Consider the following 12,160-nt stretch of genomic DNA (forward strand, 5'->3'; position numbering starts at 1 on the left):
CACTGCATTCCGCGGGCGAAGCCGGACATTCCGCGGACAACACCGGGCCGGCGATATTGTTGCCCCATGCCTATTAACCTCCGCTCCTTGGCCAGTGCCTTCCGGACGACAGTCAGGGCCCTGGAGAGATTCCGATTCGGTGCAACCCAATCTCCCGGACCTTCCGCAGCCAAGACGGTTGGCCGGTCCGCCACGGTCCCGCCTGCACAGGCCGCCTCGTACGCCGGCGATTTCCGGGGCGTCTCCGCCGTCCGCTACGCACCACAGCCCGACGGTAGCCCCGATCCCGGCGAGGTCGTATGGACGTGGGTGCCGTACGAGGAGGACCACTCCCGAGGAAAAGACCGGCCTGTCCTGCTGGTCGGCCATCACGGCCCGCACCTGCTGGCCCTGATGCTGACCAGCAAGGACCACGACCAGGACGGCAACAGGTCCGAAGACTACGTGGACATCGGAACCGGCAACTGGGACCGTCAGCAGCGCCCCAGCGAAGCGAATCTGGGACGCGTCCTGCAGATCAGCCCGGACAGCATCCGGCGGGAGGGCGCTGTGTTGGACCGGAAGCGCTTTGAAGCGGTTGCGGCCGGGCTGCGTCACCGACACGGCTGGAAGTAGCCTGCTCAAATGGCCACTCCGGTGCGGGGTCTGCTATTCTTTATAGCTGTGTGTCCGTGCAGGTCGACGGCCACTGATGGTTGGCCGCCATAGGTATCCCCACGCCGCTCAGTCAATGGCCAATCTGAAAGCCCTCTAGACCATTTCCGCATTAAAAAGAGAGTTCACACGTGGCTAATATCAAGTCCCAGAAGAAGCGCATCCTCACCAACGAGAAGGCACGCCTGCGCAACAACGCAGTCAAGTCTGAGCTGAAGACGGCCATCCGCGCCGTCAACACCGCCGTTGAGTCCACCGACAAGGATGCAGCTGCTGCTGCCCTGGTTGCTGCCGGCCGCAAGCTGGACAAGGCTGTCAGCAAGGGTGTTCTGCACAAGAACAACGCAGCGAACCGCAAGTCGGCGATCTCCAAGAAGGTCAACGCACTGTAAGGTTTCCAGTTCTGTTGAACTGATGATTGAGGCCGGCACCCGATTTGGGTGCCGGCCTCAACTCTTTAAGCGTGTGCCGGTTCTTTGGGCGTGCCCCAACGCGCCGGCCGGTTCGTTGGCCGCTATCGTCCCGGCGGGACTGCGTCAGTGACGCTGCGCCGACGTTGCGATAACAGTGACAGCGTGCTCGACGGCGTAGACCGGATCGCGCGACAGGCCCTTGACCTGCGCATCGGCCTCGGCTGTCGCCTGGATGGAGCGGACCAGGCCTTCGGGCGTCCAGCGGCGCACATCGCGCTGGGCCTGCTCCACCAGCCAGGGCTGCATGCCCAACTCGCGTGCGATCTGTGCCGGGGATCCGTGCGCGCCGGCGACTTTTGCCACGGTCCGCAGCTTGGCTGCCAGCGCCGCCACGATCGGTACCGGGTCCGCCCCGGTGGCCAGGGCATGGCGAAGGGTCGAAAGCGCCACCGGACCGTTCCCCACCATGGCGGCATCTGCGACTTTGAACGCCGTTGCCTCAATGCGGCCGCCGTAGTACCGGTCCACCACTTCCGGTGTCACCGCTCCGGGGGCATCCGCGATCAGCTGGCTGCAGGCGGCCGCCAACTCCGAAAGGTTGGCTCCGACCGCTTTCACCAGCGCGTGGACAGCCTCAGAGCTGACCTTCCGCCCGGCTGTCCTGAACTCAGCAGTGACGAATGCCGCTTTGTCCGCATCCTTCTTCAGCGGTTGGCAGTCCACCACCGGCCAGCCGCCGCTCTTGACCGCGTCAAGGAGCTTCTTGCCGCGGACTCCCCCTGCGTGCCGCAGGACCAGGACGGCCTCCGGCTCCGGATGGGCAAGATACGCGAGTGCGTCAGCCAGGAAGGCGTCGTTCATCGCTTCAACGCCTTCGACTTCAATCAGCTTTCGCTCGCCAAAGAGTGAGGGACTGACGTTCATGGCAAGGGCACCCGGTTCGTAGATACCGGCAGTCAGGTGACTGACTTCAACGTCGGGGAACGCAGCCCGCACTTGTGACCGGATGTGGTCCATAGCGCGTATTCCCAGATATTCCTCGGGACCGCCCACCAGTACGACTCCTGCGGGCGTCACGTCCCGCCAGGATGCGACGTTTGTCGCCTGTGCTTTGCTCCGTGTGGTTTGGGCAGCGGCCATTGTGGATTCCTCCCGGAAATTCTGGTGCAGTCTCTAAGACTGCCATGGCCGGCGGTCCCCTCCAAGCCGCGGACGCCCCTCGCCGTGCCGCGCTGCCCGCTGCCCCTTGTGCAGTTCGAACCAGGCTCTCCAGCATTTCCAGCGGGGCCTCCGTCCAAGCCGGCCCCTAAGCTCTGGCGTCGCATGTCCCCGCTGCGGCGCCTATGCACCTTCCGCGAGCTTCATCGTCCCGGCGCATACCGGGTAGCCCGTGCAGCCAAAGAACTGACCGTATCGCCCTTTGCGTTCCTTCATGGTGCGCTTCAAGCATTTCGGGCAGACCACCGGGGTGATGTCATCTCCAGTGGCAGACCGGATCTTGACCACGCGGTCTCTGACCAGCTCGAGGAGGAATGCCGATTCTCCACCGCTGCGGGTGACCAGGAGCGCGGAACGCCGTGCACGTGTCAGCGCGACATAGAACAGGCGCCGTTCCTCGGCATACGGGTAATGATCGGGTACCGCCATGGCCAGCTGCAGGATCGGATCGTCTTCAATAGTGCTGGGAAATCCCCTCCTCTCAAGGCCGAGTACGACGACGTAGTCCGCTTCCTTCCCCTTTGAGGCGTGCACCGTGTTGAACTCAACGGTAAGTCTGGCGTATCTGTCGTCCAGGGCTGAGGTTACATCGTCCTTGGAACGGGCATACCGGCCAAGGAGCAGGGCGGTCGCCGGTGCCGTGAGAGCTGCGTCAAGGCCCATGAGGTATTGCCGAACGGCGGGTCCGTATTGACTCCGATCCCGCACGCTGACCGCGAGTACTGATTCCTCAGTATCCGGCGCCGAAGATTGGACGTTCTTAGGGATCTGAGCCGGGTTCTTCATCACGAACCCGCTTGCAACATCACACAGGGACTGCGGGGACCGGAAGGTGCGGTCCAGCCGGATCGTCGATGCCGCGCCGAACCAGTCATCGAAACTCGTCATCACGCTGAGGTCTGAGCCAGCGAACCGGTTGATGGACTGCCAGTCGTCGCCCACCGCATAGAGGTAGGTGTCAGAGGTCTTTAGCAGTGCCCGCACGAGCGCCGCGCGCGCAGCACTCGTGTCCTGCATCTCGTCGACCATGACGAGCCGGTAGGGACTCGTCCACCGGCCCGACTCGACGTGATCTGTCGCGAGATTCAGCATGTCCTCGAAATCAATCTGGCCAGCTGCCTGGAGCCGCCGGTCCCATTCAGCAGAGACCGCCGAGAACAGGCGGACAAAGAGCCTGTTGCGCAAGACGTGGCCGGCCCGCTGCCCCAGCACGTCGGGAGCGAGGTGGTTGCCCTTCGCATGGACCATGAACGCGCGCATCAGTTTCACCATGGCCGCATCGCTGATCGGAGGCTCCCCCGCGGCCTCCCGGTAGGGGTCCTCGTTGAGCTGGATTCCATGCCTGCGGAGTTCCTGCTCGAGATGATCGAATCCGGAACCTCCCCTTATTGTTGCTGACGTCGTCTCGATCAACCGGGTACTGAAACGCGCGTGTGTCTGACGCCGCCACTTCAAGCTCTCCGCGTACCCGTCGAAGTGGGGCGGAGGGTTGCCGTCGGGCCCGAGCGCCCAGTGCTCATGCCAAACGTCAATGTCAGGGTAGTAGAAGTCCGGCTGGTACTGCCGGTGGTGGGCGTCGGCGACGTCGTGCGCATACGGCCGCTCATACTCGTACCGGACGCCGTTCAGGAAAAGCCAGTTGGCGACCATCACCTCTTCCTGGCTCTTCACGACCTCCCCGGCGAGGGTCTCGAATCCGACCGTGCCCGTGCGCCGGTCAACCTTGTCGGACTCGGCTTCATCCCCGAAGTCGGGCAGCTGCCTGCCGAAGACGAGCCGGAAAAGGTCCCACTCCCGACGGAAGGCCGCGTCCTGGTCGCGGAGGACGTCCACGATCCTGGCAAGCCGCCCGATCCCGTTGTCGGTGACCACGTCGTCGGGAAGGGAAGGCTTGCGGCCCGTCGCTTCACCGATAATTCGCAGCCCGAAGGCATGGAATGTGCTTGACGCCACCCCGGCACCATCATCTCCCAGGCGGGAGACGAGCCGGTCCGTAAGTTCACCGGCTGCCTTCTTGTTGAACGCGAGAGCGAGGATCCCGGCCGGCTGTGCGATGCCGCGCCGCACCGCGTAGCCGGCGCGTGCCACCATTGTGGAGGTCTTACCGGAGCCCGCGGCCGCGATCACGCGCACCCGGTTATCGAAACAGACTGTCGCCCTCGCCTGCTCCTCCGTCAAAGGCGATTTCTCAACCGTCCGGAAGAAGTCCGCCAGTTCGTTTTTCTCCCATTCGAAGAAAGCCGCGTTCCGTTGGGCAGCCCACCCCGGCAAGTCAATGGTGCGGGAAGCCTCGACTGCGGCACGTTGGTCCTCACGGTTGCCCACAGGAAATCCGGAGAGCCTCGGATCGCTGGCGGCAGCCATCCAAAGGGCGACGTCTGGACGGACGCGCCCGAGCGAGGCGATGGTGTCCTGGTCCGCCCACCTGGGTCGGTCCATAACCTCCTGCACCCGGGACCACCACAGGCGGGCCTCCTCACCCTGCTTCTCCGCAGCCAAGATCAGAGCAGCGAGATGCCGCCGTTCGTCAACCTGCAAGCGGTACGCGGCTTCGACCTCCCGCACCGCACGGCGGGAGAGCCCATCGAGCACAGCTCCGCGCCCTGAGCCATCACGATGACGATCCGCTTGGAATCCTGGTGAGCGTGGAGACCGGGGATGTCCAGTACATCGGCGTCCACGTCTGGTCGGATCCCGCGGACCTGCAGTCTGCCTTCACTAAGCGACAGGACCCATGCCCCCGTTCCCCTGAGAGCGCGCGCCCACCAGCCAGGCTTCCATTCCGTCATGCTCCCCCGCCTCAGAAAATGCTCAAACCACACCCGTCTGACCGCTTGCCACGCTATCAGTTGGCAAATACCCGGCGTCGTGGAGTGCGCCGGCGTTTCCTGGTCCGTGGAGTTGCCTTCGTCATTGACCGGGCTGGCTGGCTGGTGGTCCTACGCCGCCGGCACTATGGCCGTCGTCGGTGCATCCGCCGTTCGACAAAATCCAGCAAAGCCACCGTCCGAGCGTGGAGGGCCCGGACCATGCGGAGCACTTGGCGCGGCCGGACTGCAACCCAGACCCCGGCGAGAGTCACCGCCGAGAAGAACACCATGGTGGCCAGTCCAAAGATGCCCTCAGGCCACGGCAGGGAGGCACCAGGCAGACCGGCCGCCATTCGGGCCGTCCCCGCCACACCGGCACAGAGGGTTCCGGCCACCGCAATCATGGCAGTGGCCGCCCAGGGCGCCACGACCAGCAACGGTACGGCGGCAGTGCCCAAAAGCGTTACCGGTGCCACCAGGGGTGCGGCCACAATGTTCGCCAGCAGCGAGTACGTCGAAAACTGCGGCTGCAGCAGCACAATGACTGGGCCGCACAGCAGCTGGGCCGACAACGGAACGGCCCAGGCCGCAGCCGCCCAGCGCGGAATCACAGCCGGGGTCCAATCGACCATCCTTCGGCCCAGGACGATGATCCCCAGTGTCGCCAGGACGGAGAGCAGGAAGCCGAAGCTGGTTCCCAGGCCAGGGTCAGTCAGCAGCAGGCCGATCACAGCGAGGCAGAGAAAACTGAGCCCACGCCCGGTGCGGCCTCCGGCCAACGATGCCAGCCCGATCGAGCCCATTAACGCAGCCCTCAGCACACTGGCGTCCGGGCCCACCAGCACCACAAACATCCCCAGGCCTGCCAACGCCAGCGCGGCGGCCGGAATGCGCGGCAGCCGCAAGCCGCGTGCCAGCACCAGCAGGGCACCGAGGACGAGGCTGCAGTTGGCCCCGCTGACCGCTGTCAGGTGTGTCATGCCAACCGCTTTCATGGCCGCGGTGAGGCCCTCGTCCAAGGCACTGGTGTCCCCCGTGACCATGCCGGGAAGGAGGCCGGCCGGATCGGCGGCAAGGAATGCCGCCGATGACACGTACCGGCCGCGCAGTTCACTGGCTGTTACTTCCCAGCCCCTTCCAACGGCACCGGCACCGCCCCGGGCGACAGGGGGCAGCGATGCCGCCAGAACCGCCGCTTCCTCCTGGCCGGGGTCCGGGGACTTCAGTTTGCCGGCGGTGCGGACCACCTGGCCGGGCACCAGGTTTTCCCAGCCGCGGCCGCCCGTCACCACGAACATTGCGCGGGTCCGCACGATTTGGCCGCCGACTGTGACTTCCTCTGTCCGCACGGGAACGGACCATCGCCCCGGCCGCCCTGCGGCTCCCGACAGGGCACGAGGGGATCCTGTGACCTCCACGATGGCCACCACCGACTTTCCGGAGTTGACGGCGTCTGCGAGGGGGCCGTCATTGCGCTGGGACGAGGAAACCGCAGAGTGCGATGCTGCCGCAGCGGCCAACACCAAGGCTATGGCTGTGGTCATCAGGAAGCTGCGCCGGCCGGCCGCCAGTCCCGCGCCGCGGGCAGTCCTGCCCAGCAGCACAGCGGCCAGGAGCACGCACCCGCCGCATACCACCAGCAGCGCCGCAGGGGCAAGCCAAGCGCCAGCCACGGCAGCGCCCCAGACAAGCACGGCAGGCAGGGCAAGCCGAACGTCGGTCCGGCGCCGGGGCGTTTCGGCAGGTGGAACTGCTTCTTGACCACGCAGCTTCTTGCTGACGTGTTCGCCGAACCGGGCTGCATCCAGCCGGGCAGCACGCATCCGGCCGGCCCCCGCCGGACCGTTACCTGCCGGACCGGTGCCTGCCGGGCCAGAGCGAGGCGCCGCTGACGTGCCCGTCGCCTGGCGCCTTGGCTGTACGTTGTCTGCGCCGACCTCCTGGCCCCGCACTGCCGAATCGACGAAGCGGCTCCAACGGCTACGGGCAGCCACGTCAGATTCCCACCAGCGGCAGGAGCGATTCGAGCATCTTCGGTCCCACACCGTCTACAGCGTCGAGCTCCTCGACAGATTTGAACGGCCCATGTTCCTTGCGCCAGTCCACAATGCGCTGAGCCAGGACCGGACCGACCTTGGGGAGGGTGTCCAGTTCTTCGACGCCGGCGGTGTTCAGGTTGACCTTTCCGCCGGCCCCGGGGACGCCGCCTCCGGGGCCTCCGTCGGATGGCTGGCCGCCCGAACCGGACTCGCCGGACGGGATTTGTTCACCGGCCTGGGGAACATACAGCTTCCCGCCGTCAGCGAGCACCGCTGCAAGGTTCAGGCGGTTGAGGTCCGCGGCCGGCGTTGCGCCGCCAGCTGCGGCGATGGCCTGGTGCACCCTGCTGCCTGCAGCCAGCTGCACCACTCCCGGCGAGGCGACGGCACCGGCAACGTGGACGACGACCACCCCTGGCAGAGCACTTCCACCGGGAGGGTCCGGCGGGTCCGGGCCCTCCGCATCCTGACCCGGGAGGGTCCCCGGGTCCGCGGGGGGACTCTCTTGGGGTGAGACGTCGCTCAGCGGCACCACTTGCGGCTGCCCGGCCCCCACCTGCCACCAAAACCAGGCGCCGCCCAGAACCGCAAACGCCCCGATGAGGAGGGCAACCCTGAATCCGACGCGCCATCTCAGGGCTGGTCCGGTTTTGCCTGTCCCGGCCCCGGCCTCGCCGGCAACGCCGGCGTCCGGGCCTTCGACGGCGGGATGGGCTCCGCCGTCGTACTCGAAGGGCTCGCCGCCGGTCAGGAGCAGGCCGCCCCCGCCCAGCGTGGACTTCAGCCGGTCGCGGGCATGACGGGCTTCCTGACGTGCTGCTCCAGGGTCCCGGCGTGACATGGTCCCAACGCTAGGGAATACCCCGGTCCGGTGACAGCCTCGGACCGGCCTATGTGGAAACCGGCAGGGGTGCAGCTAGGTGGAAACCGCGGGAGGCCCCGCTTCGGCGGCGGCGGCGCCGGTCTCCCCCACGATGACGGCGAGCACGCCCAGGCCTGCGTGGGCAGCCAGAACCGCAGGCAGGGAGCTGATCTGCGCCCGCGGGCACTCCGGTAGAGCGGCAGCGAGCCGGCCGGCAAGGGCCTCGGCTTCTTCCGGGTTCCCAAAGTGGTGGACGGCCAAACGGGCCTGGCCGGCCGGGCGCGAGGCGGCATCCGCCGCGGCGATCTCCTCGAGCCGGGCGACAGCACGGGCTGCCGACCTCACCTTTTCGAGCGGCACGATCTTTCCGTCCTCGACGGCAAGGATGGGCTTGATGGCGAACATCGTCCCCAGGAGCGACGCGGCAGCTCCAATCCGTCCCCCCCGGCGCAGTTGCTCGAGACTGGGAACGTAAAAGTAGACCTTGGTCCGGGCCAGCTGCTCCGCCGCCCTGGAGCGCACCTCATGAAGGTCCTGTCCGGCTGCGGCCGCGAGGACCGCGCTCTGCACGCCCATGCCCAGCGCCATGCCGACAGTGCCCGAGTCAAGGATTTCCACCGGAATGCCAACGCGACCAGCAGCCAGCCGGGCGGCATCCGCCGTACCGGACAGCCCGCCTGAAATATGGATGGACACAATTCCTTCGTAGCCTCTGCGTTCCGCGGCAAGGAAGGCCTGCTCAAACTGGCCGGGTGAGGGACGGGAAGTCTTGACCGACTTTCCGGCCGCCATCGCCAGCGCGATGGTGTCGGTGATGTCGTCTTCGCCCTCGCCATATATTTCGTCACCCACCATGACGGGCATGGGGATGACCGTCAGCCGGCCGTCACTGGCACACGCCCCTACCCAGTCGGCAGGCAGGGCGGCGGCGGAGTCCGTCACCACAGCTGTACGGACGACGGCGGCGGCCTCCGCTGCCGTCGCGCCGGGACGGGGCGCGGGCCGCAGGGCAGACAGACGCTCCCGGAGCCAGAGCCAGGCAGCGGCGTCGCGGTCGGGCAAGGTGGCCTCCTGGGTCCGGGACGGCCACCGGACGGATCCGGTGGCCGGTGCACAGCCCTTCCTTCGTATTAGGCCGGGACGATGTTGACCAGTTTAGGCGCCCGGACGATTACCGTGCGGATGCCGCGGCCATCAAGGGCCCGCTGCACGTTTTCGCTGGCCAGGGCCAGCTCCCTCAGCTCGTCCTCGCCGATCTCCGGGGAGACCTCGAGGCGGTCGCGGACCTTCCCCTGGACCTGCACGACGGCGGTGACGGTGGCCTGGACCAGCAGCGCTTCGTCGTGGGCGGGCCAGCCCGCGTTCGCCACGGAGGCCGGGTGGCCCAGGACACTCCACATGTCCTCAGCCGTGTAGGGCGCGAAAAGGCTCAGGATGATGGAGACCGCTTCGGCGGCTTCCCGGACAGCGGGATCAGACCCGCCGGCGCCGGAATCGATGGTCTTCCGTGTGGCGTTGACCAACTCCATGAGCTTGGCCACCACGACGTTGAACTTGTTGGTGTCCAGCAACGCGGCGGCGTCAGCGATGGTGCGGTGCGTGACCGAGCGCAGCGCGCGGTCTCCGGACTCAGGGCCGGTGCCAGGGTCACTGGTGACGTCCTGGGCAAGCCGCCAGGCACGGGCCAGGAACTTCGCCGAGCCCGACGGCGAAACATCCGCCCAGTCCACGTCGTCTTCCGGCGGGGAGGCGAAGATCATGGTCAGGCGGACGGCGTCCACACCGTATTTATCCAACTGCTCCCCCAGGTCAACGCCGTTGCCCAGGGACTTGGACATGGCTTTGCCGCCGTTGAGGACCTGGCCCTGGTTGAGCAGGGCGCTGAAGGGCTCGTCGGCTTCGATCATGCCCAGGTCGTGGATGACTTTGGTGAAGAACCGCGCGTACAGCAGGTGCAGGATGGCGTGCTCCACCCCGCCCACGTACTGCCCCACCGGCATCCAGTCGTTGATCTTCGCGGGGTCGAAAGGACCTTCGGTGTACTGCGGGGAGACAAACCGCAGGAAGTACCACGACGAGTCCACGAAGGTGTCCATGGTGTCGGTGTCTCGCTTGGCCGGTCCGTGGCAGTTGGGGCATTCGACATTGACCCAGGCCTCAGCCGCGGCCAGCGGCGACGTTCCCTTCGGGGACAGGTCCTCGCCGCGCAGGTCGGCCGGGAGGGTGACGGGCAGCTGCTCGTCCGGGACCGGCACCTCGCCGCAGGAGGGGCAGTGGATGATGGGGATGGGGGTTCCCCAGAAGCGCTGGCGGCTCAGCAGCCAGTCACGCAGGCGGAAGTTGACGAATTTCTCGCCCGTTCCCTGCTTTTCGAGCATCTCGATGGCGGCGGGGATCGCCTCGGCCTTCGGCAGCCCGTCGAGGACACCCGAGTTGATCAGGGTCCCTTCGCCGGAGGTCGCCTTGCCTGAAACCGCAGGGTCCTCCCCGCCGGTGTCCAGTACGGCCCGGACAGGCAGGTCGAACGTCCTGGCGAAATCGAGGTCACGCTGGTCGTGTGCCGGGACGGCCATGATGGCACCGGTGCCGTAGTCAGCCAGAACGTAGTCGGCTGCCCATACCGGCAGACTCTCCCCGTTCAGCGGGTTAATAGCGTAGCGGCCGGTGAAAACGCCGGTCTTTTCGCGTTCAGTGGACTGGCGTTCAATTTCCGTGAGCGCCTTGACCTGCTCGCGGTAGGCGTCCAGCGCGGCAGCATGCTCCCCGGTCACCAGTTCGACGGCGAGCGGGGCGTCGGCTGCTACGACGAAGAACGTGGCGCCGTAGAGAGTGTCCGGCCGGGTGGTGAACACGGTGACGTCCTTGGCGGGCTTGCCGCCGTCGGCCTCAATCACGAAGTTGACGTGGGCGCCTTCTGAACGTCCGATCCAGTTCTTCTGCATGGCCAGGACACGCTCGGGCCAGTGGCCTCGGAGCTCGTCCATGTCATCGAGCAGCCGGTCAGCGTACTCGGTGATTTTGAAATACCACTGGTTCAGGGACTTCTTGGTGACGGGGGTGCCGCAGCGTTCGCAGGCACCGTTGACAACCTGCTCGTTGGCCAGCACCGTCTGGTCTTTGGGGCACCAGTTGACCGGGGAGTCCTTGCGGTAGGCGAGGCCGCGCTCGTAGAAGCGTTTGAACAGCCACTGCGTCCACCTGTAGTACCCGGGGTCGGAGGTGTGCAGCCGGCGCGACCAGTCGGCCGAAATCGCATAGCGTTTGAACGATGCCGCCTGGGTGTCGATATTGGCGTAGGTCCACTCGCTGGGGTGGGCGTTGCGCTTAATGGCGGCGTTCTCCGCGGGCAGGCCAAAGGAATCCCAACCGATCGGGTGCAGGACGTCAAAGCCCTTCTGGCGCAGGTAACGCGCCACCACATCGCCCATGGCAAAAGCTTCAGCGTGCCCCATGTGGAGGTCGCCGGACGGGTACGGGAACATGTCCAGCACGTAGCGGCGCTCGCGGGATCCGTCGTCGACGGGGGTGAAGACCTTGAGGTCTTCCCATACCTGGGGCCACCTTGCCTCCATCGCCGCGAAGCTGTACGCCCCCTCCTCGGGGGTTTCCGCTGTCGCTGCTGCTGTTCCGGTGTCTGTCTCCGGCTGAACGCCCACTGCTGCCCTCTTCTGTTCAGTGGTGGCATCGGTGCTGCCACCACGGTCTGATCCTCCCGCTGTCCGCACCCAAACCGGTCCGGACACACAAAAGCCCCTCGCCATGGAGGGGCTGCCGCACGGCCATCCGATTGGTTTTCGGATTCCGGGCGGCTAGCTAAGCAGAAGGATCGCACGCATAGGACTACTTTAGCGCACTGTCCGACGGCGGGAGCGAACCCCCGTAAGCGGAACCGGAGAGTTCCGGGAACCTGGAGGGGAAACAGCTGCCGGGCCCGTTAGGTAGTTAGGGGGGAATTGACGGGGAATATGCCGCTGATTCCCAGCCAAATAGGGTATCCTATCCCCTTGCTAAAACGGGTGCGCCTGGCCCACAGTTATCCCAAGTCTGTGGGGAAACTAGACGGTCTCAGGTCAGGAGCCTCAAATGTATTCTTGGCGTTATCGTCCCTCACTTGGCTGCGACGGACCGAATTATTCCCACTCCACCGCTGCGATGAGCTAGTGA

The 12,160-nt window shown here is 66.2% G+C and carries 8 protein-coding genes; 2 read left to right on the forward strand and 6 right to left on the reverse strand.

Going from position 1 to position 12,160, the window contains the following annotated elements; all coding sequences use genetic code 11:
• Positions 1-66: 66 nt before the first annotated feature.
• Both ACS5PJ_RS01635 and rpsT read left to right on the forward strand, forming a co-directional pair.
• Complete coding sequence (locus ACS5PJ_RS01635; RefSeq protein WP_439433185.1) at positions 67-615, forward strand: type II toxin-antitoxin system PemK/MazF family toxin; 549 nt, start codon at positions 67-69, stop codon at positions 613-615.
• A 170-nt stretch (positions 616-785) separates the two neighbouring features.
• Positions 786-1,046 (forward strand): 30S ribosomal protein S20, encoded by a 261-nt coding sequence (gene rpsT, locus ACS5PJ_RS01640; protein WP_090581023.1) that lies wholly within the window; start codon positions 786-788, stop codon positions 1,044-1,046.
• 144 nt (positions 1,047-1,190) lie between these two features.
• On the opposite strand, the gene holA is transcribed toward rpsT, so the two are convergent.
• The 6 genes from holA to leuS all read right to left on the reverse strand — a co-directional run bounded on the left by holA (position 1,191) and on the right by leuS (position 11,652).
• Positions 1,191-2,207 (reverse strand): DNA polymerase III subunit delta, encoded by a 1,017-nt coding sequence (holA, locus tag ACS5PJ_RS01645; protein WP_439433186.1) that lies wholly within the window; start codon positions 2,205-2,207, stop codon positions 1,191-1,193.
• A 201-nt stretch (positions 2,208-2,408) separates the two neighbouring features.
• Positions 2,409-4,724: a UvrD-helicase domain-containing protein gene (locus tag ACS5PJ_RS01650; RefSeq protein WP_439433187.1), complete on the reverse strand. Its 2,316-nt coding sequence runs from the start codon at positions 4,722-4,724 to the stop codon at positions 2,409-2,411.
• Positions 4,725-5,238: 514 nt separating this feature from the next.
• Positions 5,239-6,918 (reverse strand): ComEC/Rec2 family competence protein, encoded by a 1,680-nt coding sequence (locus ACS5PJ_RS01655; RefSeq protein WP_439433188.1) that lies wholly within the window; start codon positions 6,916-6,918, stop codon positions 5,239-5,241.
• Between the two features lie 172 nt (positions 6,919-7,090).
• On the reverse strand, positions 7,091-7,975 hold the full coding sequence (locus ACS5PJ_RS01660; RefSeq protein ID WP_439433189.1) for a ComEA family DNA-binding protein: 885 nt from the start codon (positions 7,973-7,975) through the stop codon (positions 7,091-7,093).
• Between the two features lie 75 nt (positions 7,976-8,050).
• Positions 8,051-9,058, reverse strand: a complete 1,008-nt coding sequence (locus ACS5PJ_RS01665) for a DegV family protein (protein WP_439433190.1) — start codon at positions 9,056-9,058, stop codon at positions 8,051-8,053.
• A gap of 68 nt (positions 9,059-9,126) precedes the next feature.
• Positions 9,127-11,652, reverse strand: a complete 2,526-nt coding sequence (gene leuS, locus ACS5PJ_RS01670) for a leucine--tRNA ligase (protein ID WP_439433553.1) — start codon at positions 11,650-11,652, stop codon at positions 9,127-9,129.
• Positions 11,653-12,160 lie beyond the last annotated feature (508 nt).

Source organism: Pseudarthrobacter cremeus, assembly GCF_051857465.1.
Lineage (GTDB): Bacteria > Actinomycetota > Actinomycetes > Actinomycetales > Micrococcaceae > Arthrobacter.

What these genes read in the sequence shown, in the direction of transcription:
- ACS5PJ_RS01635 (WP_439433185.1), top strand. Translation starts at nt 67, where the DNA reads ATGCCTATTAACCTCCGCTCCTTGGCCAGTGCCTTCCGGACGACAGTC.
- holA (WP_439433186.1), bottom strand. Translation starts at nt 2,207, where the DNA reads ATGGCCGCTGCCCAAACCACACGGAGCAAAGCACAGGCGACAAACGTC.
- ACS5PJ_RS01650 (WP_439433187.1), bottom strand. Translation starts at nt 4,724, where the DNA reads ATGGACCGACCCAGGTGGGCGGACCAGGACACCATCGCCTCGCTCGGG.
- ACS5PJ_RS01655 (WP_439433188.1), bottom strand. Translation starts at nt 6,918, where the DNA reads ATGCGTGCTGCCCGGCTGGATGCAGCCCGGTTCGGCGAACACGTCAGC.
- ACS5PJ_RS01660 (WP_439433189.1), bottom strand. Translation starts at nt 7,975, where the DNA reads ATGTCACGCCGGGACCCTGGAGCAGCACGTCAGGAAGCCCGTCATGCC.